This is a genomic window from Lacinutrix algicola (assembly GCF_001418085.1).
Lineage (GTDB): Bacteria > Bacteroidota > Bacteroidia > Flavobacteriales > Flavobacteriaceae > Lacinutrix > Lacinutrix algicola.
Genome location: NZ_LIQH01000018.1, coordinates 1 through 21418 on the forward strand (window position 1 = coordinate 1; position 21418 = coordinate 21418).

Here is a 21418-nt window from a genome sequence, read left to right on the forward strand (position 1 = left end):
CAAGTGTAGAAACTATAGATGCTGATGATCCATTTTTCTCGCAAGATGTTAATGAGACTACAGCAAATGTAGGTGCAGGTTTATACTTATACCAACCTAACCGTTGGTATCTATCTGCTTCGATGCCTAACATTTTAAATGGAACACATTTAGATAAAGATGGTAGAAAAATAGGATCTGAAACGGAACATTTATTTGCAGCTGCAGGTTATGTGTTTGATTTGTCAGAAAACTTTAAATTAAAGCCACACGCTTTAATGAAGTTTGCTTTCGATGCACCAATAAGTTATGATGTAAACCTAAATCTATTCATGTACGATGTTGTAGAAATTGGAGCAGGATACAGGCTAGACGATTCTTTTAGTGGTATGGTAAACTTTATGGTTTCACCATCAATGAGAATTGGTTATGCTTACGATGCTATTCAATCAGAATTAAACGTAGTTACAGATGCTTCTCACGAGATCTTTATAAACTTCGATATCGATTTACCAAAAAAAGTATCACGTTCACCACGTTATTTCTAAACCACATAAGCTAACAAAAAAGACACGACCAGATGAAACACTTAAAATTAATTATAACACTAGTCATTCTAAGTAGCTTTAGCGTGACAGCGCAAACTAAGGCGACAAAGAAAGCCGATAAGCATTTTGCGAAATATCAATTTGTAGAAGCCATAGAGGACTATACTAAATTAACAGAAAAAGGAGAGGCAGATGCTTACGTTTATGGACGCTTAGCAGAGTCTAATTACAATATTTTTAATACTGTAGAAGCAGAAAAGTGGTACGCAAAAGCCTTAGAAACTTCTCAAGAGCCAGAAATGATTTACAAGTACTCTGAAATGCTGAAAGCAAACGGAAAGTACGAAGTATCTAACACTCAAATGAAAAAATTTGCATCTATGCGCCCAGGAGATGATAGAGCAGTAATGTTTTTATCTAATCCAGATTACTTACCAAAAATATTAAAAGGTGGTAAGAAATTTAATGTTCAGAATATGGATATTAATTCAGCTGTATCAGATTTTGGAGGTACTATTAAAGATGGAAAATTATACATCTCTTCAGCAAGAAACGATTCTAGAAAAAATTACGGATGGAATGAGCAACCGTTTTTAGATATGTATTCTTTTACAAAAGCTGAAGATGGATCTTATCAAGAAGAAACAATGTTAGGAGATAAAATGAATACAAAATACCATGAAGGTCTTATGTCATTCTCTCCAGATGGAAAAACAGTGTATTTCTCAAGAGAGAGTTTTTATGAAAACGTTTACGAGAAAGATTCAGTATCTAACACAAAATACAGTGTACTACACATGTTCCAAGCAACTAAAAGTGGAGACGAGTTCTCTAACATAGAAGCTTTAACAATAAACAGTAGAAATTACTCTATAAAAAACCCAAGTGTAAGTCCAGATGGAAGTACGTTATACTTTGCAAGTGATATGCCAGGTGGTTTTGGAAAATACGACATCTATAAAGCTACTATAGATGGTAATGGACAAGTAGGTACTCCTGTAAACATGGGACAGAAAGTAAATACTGAGGGTCATGAAATGTTTCCACACGTAAGTGATAATAATACACTTTATTTCTCATCAACAGGTCATTTAGGACTTGGAGGTATGGATGTATTCTATACTAAAGAGATTGACGGTAAATTAGCACCAATTAGAAATGTTGGAATACCAATAAACTCTAATGGAGATGATTTTGCATTTTCTATGAACGAAGAAACAGGTGAAGGATTTGTATCTTCAAATCGTGAAGGTGGAAAAGGAGATGATGATATTTATGCGATTAAAAAAATACAGCCACTTTGCGATGTACAAATAATAGCTACAATATTAGATAACAAAACAAAAGCACCATTAGCAGGTTCAACAGCATCTTTAGTAGATAGTAAAGGTAATATCTTGTCTACCAAAACAGCAAATGCAGAAGGAATAGTAGAATACATTGTAGAATGTGAAACAGAAACAGAACTACAAGTAACTATGGCAGATTACGAAAGTAACAAATTGTCTATAGCAGGTAGTAACGAAGAGGAAGTTGCAGTTGAAATTGCATTAGATCCAATCGAAAAAATTATTGAAGTAGAGCGTGTAGTATTAAACCCAATCTATTTTGATTACGATAAGTCTAATATTACAGCTAAAGCAGCTTTTGAGTTGGATAACTTAGTACAAGCGATGAAAAAGTATCCAAACATGGTTATTTATGCAACATCTCATACAGATACAAGAGCATCAGATCGTTACAACGATGCTTTGTCAGATAGAAGAGCAAAAACTACAGTGCAGTATATTATCTCTAAAGGTATCGATGCTATCAGAATTTCAGGAGCTGGAAAAGGTGAAAGAGAATTAGCTGTAGATTGTGGTGATAATTGTACTGAAGACCAACACCAACTAAACCGTAGAACTCAGTTTAGAATTATGAGTGGTGGACCAAGTAATAATTAAAATGTATTAAATAGTCTTTATTAGGCTATCATAAATTAACTTACTTTGTTAAAATAAAAAAGTCGCAACATATGTTGCGACTTTTTTGGTTTTAATAGCATAATATAGCGCTTTATCGTATAAAAATCGCATTTAATCGTAATTCATTAAGAATTATTATGTTAATAAATGTATTTAATCGTTTAAAATGTATGTTTGTGGTGATTTAAGACTTTTTAAGTCTCAGATACTCAAAAACTTATATTATGAAAAAAAGCTACTCAAATTCTTTTAATTCTTTCTATGGAAGATTGTTGATAATCGTGTTTAGTTTATTTATTTTTAACACAGCCTATTCTCAGGTTACTATAGCATCTCAAGCATTTCATGATGGGAATGCTACTGGTGGACCTACAGATCAAAATGATATTGTAGTAGGTCCTACCGGAACAGCTAATGTTACAACTCATGTTGGTACAGATGATTGGGATTATACAGCAACAACAACTAATGGTCAAATTAGAATAGTTAATAGTAATGTAACTACTCCTGCGTCAGATCTTTATAGTCTTCAGATTATAAATTTTTGGAATAATAATGGTAGTGTGGCGTTTGCAGATCAAGATATAACCTTGTTTAGTGATGTTACTTTCTCAGTAACATACCAGGGTGATGGTACTTCAGATAATGGAGAAGATTTATGGTTAGATTATTCATATTTTGTGAGTGGTGCATGGGTAGATTTTAGTGTTAAACTTATTGATGGAACAGATGATGCATTTGATACATTATTGTTTGGTGCATCAGGAGCTCAAGCAAATCCTTATGTTGTTATGGTGCCAGATGTTGCTACTGCCTTTAGAGCTACAGTAAGAGCTACAGGTGTTGATGGTATAATAGGTTCAGCGGGTAATGATTTTTATTTTATAGATGACGTAATATTAGAAGGTATATCTTCTATTGATCCACCAGAAGCATACTGTCAAAACGCTACAGTACTTTTAGATGCTTTTGGTAATGCATCTGTTACTACAGCAGATATAGATAATGGATCTGTTGTATATATAGATACACCAATATTATCTTTAGATATTACAGATTTCACATGTGCAGATGTTGGATCAAATACAGTTACACTTACCGTAGAAGATAGTGTAGGGCAGGTTGAAACATGTACAGCTACTGTAACAGTGCTTGCTTATACTGGCGCTTTAGTTGCACCGCCAATAGCAGATACAACTACCTATTGCTCGTTTACATCTCCAACTCCACCAGATATTACTTATCAATTTCCATGTGTAGTTATTTCTCCAACAACAACAGATCAAACATATTTTGATGTTCCTGGAGTATACACAGTAAACTGGTTGTATTACGATTCTGCAACAGGTAATAGTGACACTGCAATCCATAATATTACAATAAGTGCATTAGCTGCGCCTATTAATGTTGTTGTTAGTAATGTTTTGGTTGATGCAGCTACAGTAGATTGGGATGCTCAAGAAGGGATAACAAGTTATGAAGTAAGATATAGACAAGTTGGGAGCGTAAATTGGATAAATGAAACTGTTGCTACAAATTCAATAGATTTAACTGGGTTATCTGCAGGTGCAGATTACGAGGTTCAGGTTAGTGCATTATGTAATGCTGTTAATTCATCTTTTTCAACTTCAGAAACGTTTACAACTATTGGTGTTGTTTATTGTACACCAGTTGTTTCAAATACGAATTCAAATCAATATATAGAACGAGTGCGTTTTGGATCTTTAGCTCAAAATATAGATAATACTTCAGGGTTTGATAATGGATATGGAGACTATACAACTAGTGTAGCAGATGTAAACAAAGGAAGTACAGAAAATATTAAAATAGATGTAAGAAGAGACCAAAATTGGATGCAAGTTGGTTTTTCTATATGGATAGATTATAATGGCAATGGAATTTTATCTGATCCAGGTGAACAAGTATATTCTCAAGGAGGAACTGGATCTGCAGGAGGAACTATTCAAGGTGATTTTCTTACAGCAGACTTTACAATCCCAACATCTGCAATAACAGGAACAACAAGAATGCGTGTTGCTTTTAGAAATTGGTGGCATCCAGATGATCCTTGTGATGGTTACTGGGATAATAATTTTGGGGAATTTGAAGATTATACTGTAAACTTACTGATAGATGCATCTTCTCCACAGGAAATTGATATAACTAGTGGTAATCCAATAATTGATGGGGCATCGCTTGCAGATACAGATACAGATAACGGAACAGACTTTGGAGCTTATGATGTTTTTGAAGGATCTTTAACAAAAACATATACTATTACAAATAATGGATCTTTAGATCTAGATTTAACAGGTTCTCCAATAGTTGTAATAACAGGTAGTGTTGACTTTACAGTTACACAACCAGCACTATCAACATTAGCAACAGGTGAATCTACTACGTTTACAGTTACATATAATCCTTCAACTATAGCACAACATCTAGCCGAAATTAGCATTGATAATAATGACGCTGATGAAAATCCATATACGTTTGTTGTTAAAGGAGAAGGTATAAGAGCTTTTCCAGATACAGATGGAGATGGAATACCTGATAATGTTGATTTAGATGATGATAATGACGGTATTTCTGATGTTGTTGAAAATGATACTTGTGGGCTCTATTCTTACTCAAATCAGGCAGAAGTTGTTTTTTTAAATGAAACATTTGGTGCATTAGGAGGAGATAGAGTAGAGATAGATGCTTTTACTTCAGATGTATTAACTAGTTATGCTTATGAAGATGGAACAGGTTCAGGTCCATCAGAAGGATCATCGCTAGGAGATGGAGAATATACTGTTTATCATAAGATTGCAAATGGAGATGGAAATGATCAAACGCCTAATAATGAAGTAGCATATTGGGCAGATCAATATTGGTATTTAGGTGAAGATCATACACCTGGTGATACAGATGGTAGAATGGCAATATTTAATGCTGATACTAATCCAGGTGTTTTCTTTGATGCCACTATTACGGGTGTTACTCCAGGAGTACCAATTATTTATGGTTTTTCTGCTTTAAATATTGATAGAACAGATGCGCCAAACATAAGTAATAGAGAGCGTCCGGAAGTACAAATTATTATATACGATCCTAACGGAAATTTAATTACAACAGCTAGTTCAGGTTTAATAGATCCAACATCACCTGCTGGTGACTGGATAGAAGTTAGTGCCTCATTTACTACAACTTATTCTCAGTTTAGAGTGCAATTGATTAATAGTCAATTTGGAGGTCTTGGTAACGATTTAGCGATTGACGATATTTTTGTTAAACAATTATTGTGTGATTTAGATGGTGATGGTATTCCAGATATAATAGATTTAGATAATGATAACGACGGAATCCCTAATGTTGTTGAATTAGGTTTACCTGATAATGATCTTGATGCGACTATGCTAAATGATTCAATTAATATTTGGGTTGATAATAATGGAAATGGTATGCATGATTCTTATGAAAACATTAGTCTTTTAGATTCTGATGGAGATGGAGTTCCTGACTATATAGATTTAGATAGTGATAATGATGGTATTTTTGATAACCTAGAATATTTTGGATTAGGTGATGTAGACATTTCTGGTGATGGAGTAGGAGAAGGAAGTGACGTTGATACCGGAATTGCAACAGATGAGCAAGATGGTGATGGATTATTAGCAATTGTAGATTTAAATGATGATGGAATAGGTAACGATCATGGAAGTTATAATTATCCAGATCCAATTGATACAGATGGTGATGGTATACCAAATTATTTAGATACAGATAGTAATGATGCGACAAATAATCCTGCAAATGGAACAGATATTAGTGAAACTATATATGCAAATTTAGATGCAGATAACGATGGTGTTATAGATGGAAACACAGATTCAGATATGGATGGAATTCTTGATGCTTTTGATACAGATAATACAGCTTATGGTTCACCTAGGGATTTAGACGATTCTTATAGTCTTTTCTTTGACGGAAGAAATGATTATGTAGAAGACAGTAATGTTATTTCAAACGGAAATGCAACAATTACAGCTTGGATAAAATCTGAAGGAGACAATACTTTAAGTTCTAATAGAATTGTAGCAGGTCAAAATAATTTTTATTTAGTTGTTAATGACTCAGACAGCTCTGTTACTGTAATGTTAAATGGTAGTGCTGTTTTAACATCTACAGATATAGTTACTGATGCTATTTGGGTACATGTTGCAGCAACAACAAATGGATCTCAAACTGTTTTATATGTAAATGGAGAAGTACAAGGTAGTCCAACAGGTTCTGGAGGTGTTAATAATGATGCTTCTAATTTTACTATAGGTAGACTTGCAAATACAGATTCAAATTATTTTCATGGAGAAATAGACGAAGTAAGAGTATTCGATATCGCTTTAACCGAAGAGGAAATACAAAGAACAGTTTATCAAGAATTAGAAGAAACCCAAAATTTTAATCAAGGTAAAATTATACCTAAAGATATTTCAGCTAATGCTATTGGAGGTAACTTATTACGTTATTATAAAATGGATGGCTATAAAGGAAATATTACAGATAATAAAGTAACACCAACTATAGATCAAATAACAGGAGCTAAGCTTTATAATATTAAAGATATTTACTTACAAACAGCACCATTACCTTACCAAACAGTAGTAGATGGCGCATGGTCTACAACAGCAACATGGCTTCATGGAGATGTTTGGGATATAACAGACGAAGTAAACAATAAAGCATGGTCAATTGTAGATATTAATAATAACGTAGATACAGATACAAGCCATACAACATTAGGTTTGTTTGTAGAAGCAGGTAAAGAGTTTGAAGTTAATACAGACGCAGAAATTAAAAACACTTGGTATTTAGAATTAAATGGGTTTATTGATCTTGCAGGTGAGTCTCAGTTAGTTCAAACTAACGAAAGTGACTTAGTATTAGGAGCTAATGGTAAATTAGAAAGAGACCAACAAGGAACAGAGAATTTATATACATATAACTACTTTTCTTCTCCAGTACATTCTAATGATATAAACGCTGCAGTAGATGGAAATGAAATTTATACTGTAGGTAATGTTATGATGGATGGAACTGATCCTATTAATCCAGTAGCTATTAATTTTATTGATGGTTACAATGGAAATAATGCGACTTCACCAATTCAAACTGCTCGTTTTTGGTTATGGAAATATGGAAACCTTGCCACAAATTATTTCAACTGGGAACAAGTGTTAGAAACTGGGGATCTAAAAGTAGGAGAAGGTTATTCTATGAAAGGACCTGGAGCAGGAGCAGTTACAAACGAACAAAACTATACTTTTTCTGGTAAACCTAACAATGGTACAATAATACTACCAATAACAGCAGATAATACTTATTTAGTTGGTAACCCATATGCATCTGCACTTGATGCCAATGCTTTTATTTTAGATAACCTAAATCTTAATGGTAGAATTTATTTATGGGAACATTTTGCAGGAGGAACTCATAATACTTTAGGATATCAAGGAGGTTATGGAATCTACAATCTTTCTGGAGGAGTCCCTGCAGTTCAGCACGATTACTCAACAGGAGGAAATCAAGCAGGTGGAGCAGAAAGTATTAGAATACCTGGACGTTATGTTCCTGTAGGTCAAGGTTTCTTTGTGGAAGGTACTAGTACTGGTGATATTAAGTTTGAAAATGATCAAAGAATTTTTGTTAAAGAAGCAGGGAATGATGATTCTATATTTTATAGAAATAACAACAATAACGCTACTAATGAAGATTATACTATAGAAGATTTAAGACCTAAATTTAGATTTAGTTTTATATCTCCAGAAACTTATAAAAGACAACTGCTTTTAACTGTTGATGAGAATACAACTATAGATTACGATTGGGGATATGATGCTGAAATTGATGACGATAATGTTGAAGATATGTATTGGAGTTTTGCAAACGATAAGTTTGTAATACAAGGTGTAAATGAAACTACTGTTACAACAGTATTACCATTAAGCGTAAAAACTGTAAATGGAGGAATTATTGAAATTGGAATCGATGCACTTGAAAATATAGATCCAACTTTAGATATTTATTTAAAAGATAATGACACATATCATAATCTTAGAGATGCAGCATATACAGTTACTGTAGTGGCTGGTGTTGTAGATAATCGTTTTGAAATTGTATTTACTCCAGGTCCAGCACTTTTATCTGTAGAAGATTTTCAAGAAAATAACGATATCACGATGTTTGCAAATGATGGAAACTTTATAATCTCTAATCCTTTAAATAAGGAGATAAATACTGTCCAAGTTATAAACATGTTGGGTCAAATAATATTAGAAGAGCAAGTGGAGTCTTCAAATAGTAAGATTGAAATACCATTACACTTACAAACAGGAGCCTATATTTTTAATGTAACGTCTACTCAATTTTCAATCACTAAAAAAGTAATAATCAATTCTAAATAATAGTTATAATAAAGCATGAAAAAAACTTTACTCTTAATGGCAATAGTTTGCCAAGCATTCTTATATGCCCAAACGCCAATAACAGATGGTGCAGATTGGACAGTAACAAATATTACCAGCGATAATGCTTTAGATTTTCCTTGGGAGATTACATATGCTCCAGACGATAATCTATGGATTACAGAACGTGTTGGAGAAAAAATAGTAAACTTTAATATTACTACAGGTGCTATTACCACAATGATAGATCTTAATGCTAAAATTGCAAATTCTACGCAAGGTGGATTAATGGGTATGGCTATTCATCCCGATTTATATACCAACATTAATACAATAACTAATAACTACGTTTTTGTATCTTATACTTATGATGATGGCGGAACTTTAAAAACAAGAATTGTAAGATTACTTTACAATAGCGTTACAGGTTTATTAACCGAAGATACAAGTGTAGGTAATGTAAATGCTGCTATTATAGAAGGTATGCCAGGAAGTGTAGATCATAACTCTGGACGTTTAATTTTTGGCCCAGACAATAAATTGTACTATACTATTGGAGATCAAGGTTCTAATCAGTTTTCGAATGCTTGTAATCCCATAGTATCTCAAGTACTACCTTCTTCAGCTTCAGATTTTGATAATTATCCAGGAAAAACATTACGTATAAATATAGATGGTTCTGTACCTACAGATAATCCAACTTTAGATGGTGTTAAAACTCATGTGTATACTTATGGACATAGAAATCCACAAGGTATCGTTTTTACCGAAGACGGAACATTATATAGTTCAGAGCATGGTCCAAAAACGGATGATGAGTTAAACAAAATTATTTCAGGTCAAAATTATGGTTGGCCACAAATTGCAGGATATTATGATAATAGAGGGTATACTTATAGAAATGAGTCTACAACTTCAAGTTGTACAGGTTCACCAACAAACGAAGAAGCTACAGAGTATGAGTCTTACCCATTAGCAAGTGGTGCGCCAGCAAACTTCCAAAATCCAATTGGTACTTACAATAGTACGGTAGATGAAGAACCAGAAACTGCAGCAGGATATTTTACATGGCCAGGTGTTGCACCTTCAAGTATAGATATTCATGAAACAGGTAATATTCCGTGTTGGGATAAATCGTTATTAATACCTACATTAAAAAGAGGTACTATTTTTAGAGCTAAATTAACAGCAGATGGAAATGATATTGTTGATGATTATTACGAAGAACTTCACTCTTCTAACGATAGGTATAGAGATGTTGCTATTTCTCCAGATGGTTTAACCATTTATGCAGTAACAGATAATTCTGGTGGTACTTCTGGACCATCATCTACATCAGGAGTTAGTATTGATAATCCTGGAGTTATTGTTAAATTACAATATGTCGGCCCATTATCAACAGATCCTGTTACTAGTGCAACATTAGAAGATGTGGTAAGTTATTGCCCAATTACTATTGATGCAGCAGAAGTTATGTCTAACAACTGTGTTGCTATTGTTGGTACAACGTCAGATCCTTTAACATATAGTTCTGGTACAAATGTTGTACAATGGACTTTCGATGATAATGGAAGTGTATTTACAGCCAACCAAACAGTAATAGTAAATGCTTTAGAAGTGCCATCAAACATTACGGTTGAGCCATCAAGTATTTCGGCTGTTGTGTCTTGGGACCCTTTAGATAATACAACTTTTGATGTTAGATATAGAGAAGTAGGAGCTGCTACATGGTTAATGGAAACAGTGACTACTAACAGTATAACATTAACAGGTTTAACGTTGTCTACAGATTACGAATTTCAGGTATTAACCAATTGTGGTAGTTCACAATCTGCATATAGTCCTGTTGTAAACTTTACAACCTTAGCAATTACATATTGCGATGCTCAAGGTGTAACAGGAGGACATATTAGTAATGTGTTATTAAATGGAGAAAATGGTACGTCTATTAATTCATCTTCTAATACAAATGTAGATTATACAGATTATACTTCTTTAACTCCTGTAGATCTACAAATAGGAGAGAGTTACGATATTGAGGTAAGTACAAGTTATAATGATGCGGGCGTTTCTGTTTGGATAGATTATAATCAAGATGGAGATTTTGAAGATGCCGATGAAAAAGTTTGGGATGATGTAGAAGGAACAACAGCTGCTTCTCCAAGAACTAATTCTTTTGTAGTACCTGCTAGTGCTTCTTTAGGGAATACTAGAATGAGAGTAGCTTCTAGACAATATTATACTATATCTAGTTCTTGTGGAGATGTTGTAGAAGCTAATCAAGATTCTGAAGTTGAAGATTACACCGTTAATATTAATCAAACACTAAGTGTTAATACATTAAGTTTAGAGGTTTTTAACATATCTCCAAACCCATTTAACTCTCAAATAAAGATAAATAAGCCTTCTGCAATAGAAGATTTAACAGTTATTTTATTCGATATTCAAGGTAGAATAATTAGAAAAGAGGTTATTTCTGGAAATCAATCTGGAGCAATTACCATTAATAATTTAGACGTTTTAAACTCAGGAGTTTATTTTATGAGAATGAGTGATGGAAAATCTGTTTCAAGTGCTAAAAAGCTAGTTAAAATTTAATTTAAAGCTATTTATATAGTATTCTATATAAATGGCATTGCTTTATAAAGTAAAAAACCGGAGAAGTTAATTTCTCTGGTTTTTTTATGTCTTTATTATTGATATTCATTCTTGTATAAAAACAAAAAAGCCGCAACATAAGTTGCGGCTTTTTATTTATTTTATTTGATTACCATCTTTATCTAAAAAGTGGTATTCTAAATATGTGTAAGCATCTCTGGGTTGTATTTTAACCCATTTTTTGTGTTCAAAAAACCATTTTGAACGAATAGATGGAAAGCCTTTTGTTAAGAAGGCTGCTATAAAAGGATGTGTGTTTAAAGTCACCTTACTATAGTCTTTTTTTAATAATACCTCTAAATCATGATTGATTTTAGATAATATTCCAATTGGAGCTTCAACCTCTTCAGTACTATTACCACCATTAGGATCTTCCTCTCTGGTTTTAATATTCATTTCTGGTCTTACTCTTTGTCTTGTAATTTGAATCAATCCAAATTTACTTGGAGGTAATATTTTGTGTTTAGCTCTGTCATCTTTCATTTCATCACGAAGATGATTAAAGAGTTTTTTTCTGTTTTCAGCTTTATTAAGATCAATAAAATCGACTACAATTATGCCTCCCATATCTCGAAGACGAAGTTGTCTGGCAACTTCTGTAGCAGAAATTAAATTAACCTCTAAGGCTGTTTCTTCTTGGGAATTAGCTTTATTAGATCTATTTCCACTGTTTACATCAACAACATGCAAAGCTTCTGTATGCTCTATAACTAGATAGGCACCTTTAGCCATTGAAACCGTTTTCCCGAAGGCAGTTTTAATTTGTCTATCGACTCCAAATTTTTCAAAAATAGGAGTGTTAGATTGATGTAGCTTGACTATTGATTCTTTTTTTGGTGCAATTTCTTGCACATAATCTTTAATTTGATTGTAAAGCGCTTCATCATCAACTTGAATACCTGTAAACGAGTCGTTAAAAATATCTCTTAACATTGAAGAGGCTTTGTTTAACTCGCCATGTACCTTAGAAGGATGATTTGCTTTATGTAGCTTTTTACACATTGTGGTCCAACGACCTAACAAATTCTGTAAATCTTTGTCTAATTCGGCTACTTTTTTCCCTTCGGCTACTGTTCGTACAATAATTCCAAAACCTTTTGGTGTAATACTTTTTACCAATCGTTTTAGTCTGTCTTTTTCTGCTTTGTCTTCTATTTTTTGTGAAATAGAAATACGATCGCTAAAAGGGACTAAAACTATATATCTACCGGCAATAGAAAGCTCAGAGCTTATTCTTGGGCCTTTTGTAGATATAGGTTCCTTTACAATTTGTACCAACATTGATTGATTTGACTTTATAACATTGGCAATCTTGCCGTCTTTGTCAATATCTTTCTCAAATGGGAAATCTTTTAATGAGAAATCATTTAATTTACCTGTGCTTACACGTTTTGTGAATTGTAAGAGAGAAGATATTTTTGGCCCTAAATCGTGATAATGCAAGAATGCATCTTTCTCGTAACCTACATTTACAAATGCAGCATTTAGTCCAGGAACAGCTTTACGTATTTTGGCAATAAACACATCACCAACAGCAAAGTTGTTACTATCTTCTTCCTTATGTAATTCAATAAGTTTTCCATCTTTTAATAAGGCAAAATCAACACCGTCAGAATTAGATCTGATAATCAATTCTTTATTCATACTGTTAATTTTAATCTATTATACACTAGGTATAACAGATGGATTATACATTATTTTGTTTGGCAAAAATTTCACCAAACATAATGTCTTAAATAAATAAGACATTCACAGGATTTTTAATAAAAATCCGAAGAACTTAGACTACACGCAAGGTCTTACGTGATAATAGTTAAGTTCGTTTTCAAAGAACGTTGATTTTAGTAAACCAAAAAAGTAGTTATAAAAACTACTTTTTTGAATTACTTCTTCTTTTTGTGACGGTTAGCACGTCTTCTTTTTTTACGCTTATGCGTTGCAACCTTGTGTCTCTTTCTTTTTTTACCGCTTGGCATAAGATGTCTGGTTTTAAATTAATAATTCGTTTTATGTTGTAATTACTTTACGTCAACATTAGTTTTTACACCTTCTACAAAAACTTTTGCAGGTTTAAATGCTGGTATATTGTGTGCTGGAATCTTAATAGTAGTATTCTTAGAAATATTTCTACCAGTCTTTTCAGCTCTCTTCTTTATAATGAAACTTCCAAATCCACGTAAGTAAACATTGTCACCACTTTCTAAAGATGTTTTAACCTCTTCCATGAATGTTTCTACTGTTGCTTGAACGTCTCCTTTTTCAATTCCTAATTTCTCAGAAATTTTTGATACTAAATCAGCTTTAGTCATTGTCTTTCTCTTGTTTTGTTATTACTATTCTTAAGGGTTGGCAAATATAGGAATTAAATATTCAATATTTCAAACCTAATTCATTAAAATTTAATGCTATAAAGAATTACTTTTGTTTGCGAATCTTATTCCATAAATGAACATAACTAAAAAACTAATCACCTGGTACTCAATCAATAAAAGGGATTTACCATGGCGTAATACTACAAATCCTTATTTTATTTGGCTGTCCGAAATCATTTTACAACAAACACAAGTTGCCCAAGGTCTTCCATATTACGTCGCATTTACCACTAATTACCCAACGGTTTTTGATTTAGCTAACGCAGAAGAATCTCAAATTTTAAAACTTTGGCAAGGACTGGGTTATTATTCAAGAGCTAGAAATTTACATGCTTCCGCTAAATATATAGTAAATGAATTAAATGGGCAATTTCCTAGTACTTATAAAGAGATAATAAAATTAAAAGGAGTTGGCGATTATACTGCCAGTGCAATTTCTTCTATTTGTTTTAATGAAACTACTGCGGTTGTAGATGGAAACGTTTATCGTGCCTTATCCAGAATTTACGGAATTTCTACTCCTATTAATAAAGGAGAAGGTTTTAAGGAATTTAAAGCTTTAGCTCAAGAGTTAATAGATAAAAAAGATCCTGCAACTTTTAATCAAGCAATTATGGAATTTGGAGCTAGGCAATGTAAGCCTAAAAGTCCAGATTGTAATATTTGTCCTCTTAATAACAAGTGTGTAGCACTTCAAAAAAATATAATAGCCGATTTACCAGTCAAGCTGAAAACGATAAAGGTTAAGAAAAAATACTTCAATTTTATTGTGATGTTGTCTTCAGATAAAAAAACGATTCTTGAAAAGCGTGAAGGAAAAGGCATCTGGCAAAACTTATATCAGTTTCCTTTAATTGAAACTTTAAAACCATCCGAAGCTTCAGAAATTGAAAATGAACTTTTGGGTCTTTCAGTAGTGAAAAATAAAAAATTTAGTTTGTCTTTATATAATGAATCGGATATTATACACAAACTATCACATCAACACTTATATACTAAGTTTTGGATTGTTACTACAGATCAAAAGCTGCCAGAAGGTGTTTTAGTAGAAAAAATAACAGATTTTCCTGTACCTATATTAATAGGTAATTTTATTGAAAACTTCAATTTTTAGTACTTTAACTTAAATTAGTCTTTCTTTTTTATTAAATTTAAGTTTATCAATAGGTAAAAATGTAATTTTGCACTGTAATTATATAAGAATATGGCTGGAACGTTAAATAAAGTAATGTTAATTGGACATTTAGGAGATGAAGTTAAAATGCATTATTTCGAAGGAGGAGGTTGTGTAGGGAGGTTTCCTTTGGCAACAAACGAAACCTATACGAATAAAACCACTAACGAACGTGTTACTACTGTAGAATGGCATAATATTGTTTTAAGAAATAAGGCTGCCGAAATTTGCGAAAAATACCTTACTAAAGGTGATAAAGTGTATATTGAAGGTAGAATTAAAACTAGAAAATGGCAAGATGAATCAGGTAACGACCGTTATAGTACTGAAATTCAAGCTAACGAGTTTACTTTTTTAACAACTAAAAATGATAGCCAAGCTGCTGATGCTCCACAACCAATCCAGCAACAAAAACAGATGGATAATAATTCAGCACAAACAGGAAAAGCTGCTAGTGATGACGATTTACCATTTTAATCTTAATTTATAACCATTGGATCCTGAACCCACGAGTTTATTAATACAATTTTTAGCTATAGATTTCTCTGCAATCTCTGGTTTTGTTTTACTGTTTGTATTGTTGTTTTTTTCGGCATTAATTTCTGGAGCCGAAGTCGCATTATTCTCATTAACAAGAGCCGATTTAGAACAAGAAGAGTTGCAGTCTAGTAAGGCAATTAAAATTATAAGTAAATTATTAGAACGACCAAAAAAGCTTTTGGCAACCATATTAGTAGCTAATAACTTTATAAATATTGGAATTGTAATTCTCTTTGCATTCCTTGGTAATTTTATGTTTCAAGGTGTTTCTAATCCTGTTGTAAAATTTGTTTTAGAAGTTGTTGTAGTAACCTTTTTGATTTTACTTTTTGGTGAGATTCTACCAAAAGTATATGCCAGTAGAAATAATTTAAAATTTGCTTCTTTTATGGCTTATCCATTAAAAGTATTAGATTTTATTTTTTCACCAATAAGTTTGCCAATGCGAGCAATAACACTTGGTATACATAGTAAACTTGGTAAACAAAAATCTAACCTTAGTGTAGACCAATTATCACAAGCTTTAGAACTTACTAGCGATGAGGATACTACACAGGAAGAGCATAAAATATTAAAAGGAATTGTATCTTTTGGTAATACAGATACAAAGCAAGTTATGAGACCTAGATTAGATATTTTTGCTTTAAATATCGAACAAAAGTATAGCGAAATTATCCAAGAAATAACCTCTAATGGATATTCTAGAATTCCTGTATATAAAGATAATGTAGATACTATTGAGGGTATTTTGTATGTAAAAGATTTGTTGCCTCATGTTGAAACTAAAGAATTTGATTGGACAACATTACTTCGAGAGCCGTTTTTTGTACCAGAAAATAAGAAGTTAGATGACTTAATGACGGAATTTCAAGAGAAGAAAGTCCATTTAGCTGTTGTTGTAGATGAGTATGGAGGTACTTCAGGTTTAGTTTCTTTAGAAGATATAATTGAAGAAATTGTTGGCGATATTAGTGATGAATTTGATGATGAAGATGTGCATTATTCTAAACTAGACGATAATAATTATGTGTTTGAAGGTAAAACAGCGCTGAAAGATTTTTATAAGATTTTAAAAATTGAAGAAGTAACTGTTTTTGAAGATAACAAAGGAGAAGCCGAAACACTTGCAGGTTTTATTCTTGAAATTTCTGGTAGTTTTCCTAGACAAGCGAGCAAAATAATTTTTGAAGATTACGTTTTTACAATTGAAGCTTTAGATAAAAAAAGAATTAAAAGAGTTAAAATAACTATACCTTAAATCCTCACAGCTTATTAGAATCTTTAAAAATTCTATAAAATGTATGGGCGAATTTTTAGGATAGTTCTAGAGTACTAATTTTTATGAAAATAAACTATAAATATATTGTTTTAGTAATTTGTTCAATAGGATTATTAAATTCCTGTAATGAAGATCCTAAACCAAAACCAAAGGCTTATTTAGCTTTAGAATACCCAGAACCTATTTATAAAACGGAAGATATAGCAAAAATGCCATTTACTTTCGATCGTAATGCTTTAGGTAAAAACTTAAGAACCAAAACACTAAAAGGAGAAACTATTAGTTATGGAATTAATATAGAATATCCCAATCTCAAAGGGACCATTTACATTACCTATAAAGCTCTTGAACACAATAAAAAATTATTAAGGACATATCTTATAAATGCACAGAATTTCACTCAAGAGCACACACAAAAAGCCGATGTTATAGATGGTATTGTTTATGAAAATCCAGAACGTAAAGTTTATGGAATGTTTTACGATGTTGGTGGTAATGCTGCTTCACAATCACAGTTTTATGTAACAGATAGTATTAACCACTTTATAACAGGTTCTCTTTATTTTTACGCAAAACCAAATTACGATTCTATTTTACCTGCAGCAAATTATCTACAAAAGGATATTATGAGGATTATGGAAAGTTTAGAGTGGAAGAATTAAGCTTTTACAAATAATTTTCAAGTATATAATCGAGAACGTAAAAAAAATTATTAGGCATAAAAAAACGCGAAACTTATGTTCGCGTTTTTTATTTATGGTGAATAATAAATTAATCAGCTAATATGATTGCCTTATTATCTTTCATTTCTAATGTTCCAGACTTTATTTTTAAAGTTAAAACTTTATTATCATCAGCATGTGGTACAACACTACCATGTAAATCATCAAAAACAAGATGAGTTTGTGTGTGTGTGTTTATTTTAACAGTACCTTCTGCTAACACAGCTACAATTGCTGCGTGATTATTAAGCATCTGAAACTCTCCATTTAATCCTGGTACAGTTACAGCGTCTACTTCACTACTAAATAAAGTTGCTTCTGGTGATACAATTTCTAAATACATAATTTTAAGTATTTAGTAATCAGTATTCAGTATTTAGTCGCTTATTGCTGACTGTTGACTGAGAACTGCTTACTAGTTTTTAAGCTTCAGCTAACATTTTCTCTCCAGACTCAATAGCTTCTTCAATAGAACCTTTAAGGTTAAAAGCTGCTTCTGGTAAATGATCTAACTTACCATCCATAATCATATTAAATCCTTTAATAGTTTCTTTAATATCTACTAAAACACCTTTAAGACCTGTAAACTGCTCTGCTACGTGGAAAGGTTGAGATAAGAAACGTTGTACACGTCTTGCTCTACCTACAGCCATTTTATCTTCTTCAGATAATTCCTCCATACCAAGAATAGCAATAATATCTTGTAATTCTTTATAACGTTGTAATAACTCTTTTACTCTCTGTGCACAATCGTAGTGTTCATCACCTAAAATATCAGCAGTAAGAATTCTTGAAGTAGAATCTAATGGATCTACTGCAGGATAAATACCTAGCTCTGCAATTTTACGAGATAATACTGTTGTTGCATCTAAGTGAGCAAACGTTGTTGCTGGTGCTGGATCTGTTAAATCATCTGCAGGTACGTAAACCGCTTGTACAGATGTAATAGAACCTCTTTTAGTTGAAGTAATACGCTCTTGCATTGCTCCCATCTCTGTTGCTAATGTTGGTTGGTAACCTACTGCAGAAGGCATACGACCTAATAATGCAGATACCTCTGAACCAGCTTGAGTAAAACGGAAAATGTTATCTACGAAGAAAAGTACATCTTTTCCTTGTCCTTCACCTGCTCCATCTCTAAAATATTCAGCAATTGTTAAACCAGATAATGCAACACGTGCACGTGCTCCAGGTGGCTCATTCATTTGTCCGAATACGAAAGTAGCCTTAGACTCTTTCATTATATTTTTGTCCACTTTTTGAAGATCCCAACCTCCTTCTTCCATAGAATGCATAAAGTCATCACCATACTTGATAATTCCTGACTCTAACATTTCACGAAGTAAATCGTTTCCTTCACGTGTTCTTTCACCTACTCCTGCGAATACAGAAAGTCCACCGTGTCCTTTTGCAATATTGTTAATTAACTCCTGAATTAATACAGTTTTACCTACTCCCGCACCACCAAATAATCCAATTTTACCACCTTTTGCATAAGGCTCAATTAAATCGATTACTTTAATACCTGTAAATAAAACTTCTGTAGAAGTTGATAAATCTTCAAATTTAGGTGCGCTTCTGTGAATTGGTAAACCAGCATCACCAGCTTTAGGTAAATCTCCTAAACCATCGATAGCATCACCAATAACATTAAATAAACGTCCGTAAACATCTCCTCCAACTGGCATTTGAATAGGTGCTCCAGTAGCATTAACCTCTGTTCCTCTACTTAAACCATCAGATGAATCCATAGCAATAGTACGTACTGTATCTTCACCAATGTGAGATTGTACTTCTAATACTAATAATGAACCATCAGCTTTCTTAATTTCTAATGAATCGTAAATTTTTGGAAGTTCAGCACCAGCTCCGAATTCTACATCGATTACTGGACCTACTATTTGTGCAACTTTACCTGTAACTTTTGACATTACTTATCTATTTAATATTATGCGATTTAATTGTTTGAAAACACCTTCGGTTTTCGCGTGCAAAGATAGGGGATTTAATTTAAAATAAAAGTTGTTTCCCAAGCTTTTTATGGATAAAAAAACGCCTTCTATTAGAAGGCGTTTTATATTATGTTGTTTTTTTGTTGTTATTATAACAGAGGAGAGTAGTTTACTCCAAAATCATCAGCTTTTGCAACATTTCCAGAAGCTCTAAAGTTAGAACCATATGTAGTGTCAATAGCATCTAAGAAAGAATTAGCCATTAAAGCATAACCTCTAGCTGTTAAATGAATACCATCTAAACTTACTAAACCACCAAAAACTAATCTTGTATCCAAATTGTAACTATCAAATTGAACACCAGTTGTAGTTGCTTGTGTTAAAATACTATTTAAGTCTACTAAAGCTAATCCTTTTGCAGAAGCAATAGCTGAAATTGAAGCGTTGTAAGTTGCTGTAGCATTAGCTATTTCTAATTGTTCTGAAGGTAATAATACCCATTTATCTTCTAAAGGTAAAGTTATACCTTCTACAGAAAATTGTCCAGCCAATGCTTGAGGTAAGCCTTGACCCATTAATACTCCTACATTAGTAGTGTTAACGGTTCCTATTACACTAGAACTAGGTAATACAAATAAATCTTCTTCGGTTGCTTGTCTTGTTTGTCCATAAGTGTTTCCCAAAAGGTTTGCTACTAATGGTGCAGCTGCTGGTGGTAGGTCAAATTGAGCTATAAAAGCAGGGAATGTTGGGCTAGCATTTAATTGTGCTATAATTATTCCAGAGATATCTGCTAAGCTTTCGTCTTTTATAACTACTGCGCTTGCTTCTGTTTCAGAAAAAACAATTGCTCTCGCAGGATCTACAGCATTAAATATTGGGTTTAATGCTCCAAATATTGAGTTTAATAAAGGGATTTGTGGACCAAAACTTGAATCTGTTGGATCTAATGGATTATAAGGTACAGTTGTAAAGTGAGATAAGCTTGTAATATCTGGCAAGTTACCAATAGCTCCTTTAGCTCCATTAGAAGTTAAAGCATTTACAATTGTGTTTAATGAAAAATCAAAAGCTGCATTAGGAGTAATAGGGTTTGTACCGTCACCACCTGTAGTTGCATAGCCTAATACATCATTACCACCAACTTCACTTAGTGTAAAAAATGTTGGATTTTGAGCAGCAGCTAATTCTAGCATTGAGGCATCTGGTGTTGCTCCTGTTAATCTTACTGCATATGGATTTGCTAACCCTGCAGATAAGTTTGCTAAATTACCATATCCGGGAGCAATCATGTGAAAACTTTTTGCACCGGGAACTCCAACATTGTTAAAAGGTCCAGTAGGAGGTGATAATAAATCAGTCCCTACAGTTACTGGGCCTATTGCATCCTCTAAAGGAATTGGTCCTGCTCCTCCAAAAACCAATCTTGGATCTTGAATTCTTGAACCTCCAAGGGCTAGTCCTCCATAATTGTCAGACATTAAAGGTTGCGTAAAAGTTCCTCCTCCTGCATTAGCAAATTGTTTTGCTAGTGTATTTGGGAAAGAGTTTTCTTGAGATGCAATAAATAAACCACCATCTGTAAATCCAGCTGTAAATGAAGCTCCTAGGGCAACATAGTTTGAAAAGTCTACAGAACCTGCGTTTAGTGTTGGTAATACTACTGTAGGTTGTGGTTGCTCATCTAAGAATTCTTCAAAATCTTCTTCATCATTACAGGCTGTTAAACTTACAGCAATTGCTAGAAGCCCTATATATTTTAAGTTTTTAAATGTCTTCAT

Annotated in this window: 13 protein-coding genes; 8 read left to right on the forward strand and 5 right to left on the reverse strand. The window is 32.8% G+C overall.

Annotation, left to right across the window (positions count from 1 at the left end):
* From ASC41_RS00355 to ASC41_RS00370, 4 genes are all read left to right on the forward strand, one after another.
* Positions 1-527 (forward strand): PorP/SprF family type IX secretion system membrane protein (locus ASC41_RS00355; RefSeq protein ID WP_152971389.1); only part of this gene is annotated, 527 nt, incomplete at its 5' end.
* A 32-nt stretch (positions 528-559) separates the two neighbouring features.
* Positions 560-2473, forward strand: a complete 1914-nt coding sequence (locus tag ASC41_RS00360) for an OmpA family protein (RefSeq protein WP_055434658.1) — start codon at positions 560-562, stop codon at positions 2471-2473.
* 245 nt (positions 2474-2718) lie between these two features.
* Positions 2719-8940 carry a LamG-like jellyroll fold domain-containing protein gene (locus ASC41_RS00365; RefSeq protein ID WP_055434659.1) on the forward strand — a complete coding sequence of 2074 codons (6222 nt, stop codon included), beginning with the start codon at positions 2719-2721 and terminating at the stop codon, positions 8938-8940.
* Between the two features lie 15 nt (positions 8941-8955).
* Positions 8956-11538, forward strand: a complete 2583-nt coding sequence (locus ASC41_RS00370) for a PQQ-dependent sugar dehydrogenase (protein ID WP_055434660.1) — start codon at positions 8956-8958, stop codon at positions 11536-11538.
* 156 nt (positions 11539-11694) lie between these two features.
* On the opposite strand, the gene ASC41_RS00375 is transcribed toward ASC41_RS00370, so the two are convergent.
* Positions 11695-13242, reverse strand: a complete 1548-nt coding sequence (locus ASC41_RS00375; protein ID WP_055434661.1) for an Rne/Rng family ribonuclease — start codon at positions 13240-13242, stop codon at positions 11695-11697.
* 374 nt (positions 13243-13616) lie between these two features.
* Positions 13617-13907: an HU family DNA-binding protein gene (locus ASC41_RS00380; RefSeq protein ID WP_055434662.1), complete on the reverse strand. Its 291-nt coding sequence runs from the start codon at positions 13905-13907 to the stop codon at positions 13617-13619.
* 136 nt (positions 13908-14043) lie between these two features.
* Here ASC41_RS00380 and mutY point away from each other — a divergent pair, with 136 nt between their 5' ends.
* From mutY to gldD, 4 genes are all read left to right on the forward strand, one after another.
* Positions 14044-15084, forward strand: coding sequence for an A/G-specific adenine glycosylase (gene mutY, locus ASC41_RS00385; protein WP_055434663.1), 1041 nt, complete (start codon positions 14044-14046; stop codon positions 15082-15084).
* Positions 15085-15174: 90 nt separating this feature from the next.
* Positions 15175-15621, forward strand: coding sequence for a single-stranded DNA-binding protein (locus ASC41_RS00390; RefSeq protein WP_055434664.1), 447 nt, complete (start codon positions 15175-15177; stop codon positions 15619-15621).
* Positions 15622-15637: 16 nt separating this feature from the next.
* Positions 15638-16942 carry a gliding motility-associated protein GldE gene (locus tag ASC41_RS00395; RefSeq protein WP_055434665.1) on the forward strand — a complete coding sequence of 435 codons (1305 nt, stop codon included), beginning with the start codon at positions 15638-15640 and terminating at the stop codon, positions 16940-16942.
* 83 nt (positions 16943-17025) lie between these two features.
* A complete protein-coding gene (gene gldD / locus ASC41_RS00400; protein ID WP_055434666.1) occupies positions 17026-17625 on the forward strand; it encodes a gliding motility lipoprotein GldD in 600 nt (199 codons plus the stop codon).
* 109 nt (positions 17626-17734) lie between these two features.
* Here gldD and ASC41_RS00405 read toward each other — a convergent pair whose 3' ends face one another.
* From ASC41_RS00405 to ASC41_RS00415, 3 genes are all read right to left on the reverse strand, one after another.
* The gene (locus ASC41_RS00405) at positions 17735-18028 is read right to left on the reverse strand and encodes a FoF1 ATP synthase subunit delta/epsilon (RefSeq protein WP_055434667.1); all 294 of its coding nucleotides are present in this window, start codon (positions 18026-18028) and stop codon (positions 17735-17737) included.
* A 79-nt stretch (positions 18029-18107) separates the two neighbouring features.
* Positions 18108-19616, reverse strand: a complete 1509-nt coding sequence (atpD, locus tag ASC41_RS00410) for a F0F1 ATP synthase subunit beta (RefSeq protein ID WP_055434668.1) — start codon at positions 19614-19616, stop codon at positions 18108-18110.
* 170 nt (positions 19617-19786) lie between these two features.
* A complete protein-coding gene (locus tag ASC41_RS00415; RefSeq protein ID WP_055434669.1) occupies positions 19787-21418 on the reverse strand; it encodes an SGNH/GDSL hydrolase family protein in 1632 nt (543 codons plus the stop codon).

What these genes read in the sequence shown, in the direction of transcription:
- ASC41_RS00405 (WP_055434667.1), bottom strand. Translation starts at nt 18,028, where the DNA reads ATGTATTTAGAAATTGTATCACCAGAAGCAACTTTATTTAGTAGTGAA.
- ASC41_RS00375 (WP_055434661.1), bottom strand. Translation starts at nt 13,242, where the DNA reads ATGAATAAAGAATTGATTATCAGATCTAATTCTGACGGTGTTGATTTT.
- ASC41_RS00380 (WP_055434662.1), bottom strand. Translation starts at nt 13,907, where the DNA reads ATGACTAAAGCTGATTTAGTATCAAAAATTTCTGAGAAATTAGGAATT.
- ASC41_RS00415 (WP_055434669.1), bottom strand. Translation starts at nt 21,418, where the DNA reads ATGAAGACATTTAAAAACTTAAAATATATAGGGCTTCTAGCAATTGCT.
- gldD (WP_055434666.1), top strand. Translation starts at nt 17,026, where the DNA reads ATGAAAATAAACTATAAATATATTGTTTTAGTAATTTGTTCAATAGGA.
- atpD (WP_055434668.1), bottom strand. Translation starts at nt 19,616, where the DNA reads ATGTCAAAAGTTACAGGTAAAGTTGCACAAATAGTAGGTCCAGTAATC.
- ASC41_RS00390 (WP_055434664.1), top strand. Translation starts at nt 15,175, where the DNA reads ATGGCTGGAACGTTAAATAAAGTAATGTTAATTGGACATTTAGGAGAT.
- ASC41_RS00370 (WP_055434660.1), top strand. Translation starts at nt 8,956, where the DNA reads ATGAAAAAAACTTTACTCTTAATGGCAATAGTTTGCCAAGCATTCTTA.
- ASC41_RS00365 (WP_055434659.1), top strand. Translation starts at nt 2,719, where the DNA reads ATGAAAAAAAGCTACTCAAATTCTTTTAATTCTTTCTATGGAAGATTG.
- ASC41_RS00360 (WP_055434658.1), top strand. Translation starts at nt 560, where the DNA reads ATGAAACACTTAAAATTAATTATAACACTAGTCATTCTAAGTAGCTTT.
- mutY (WP_055434663.1), top strand. Translation starts at nt 14,044, where the DNA reads ATGAACATAACTAAAAAACTAATCACCTGGTACTCAATCAATAAAAGG.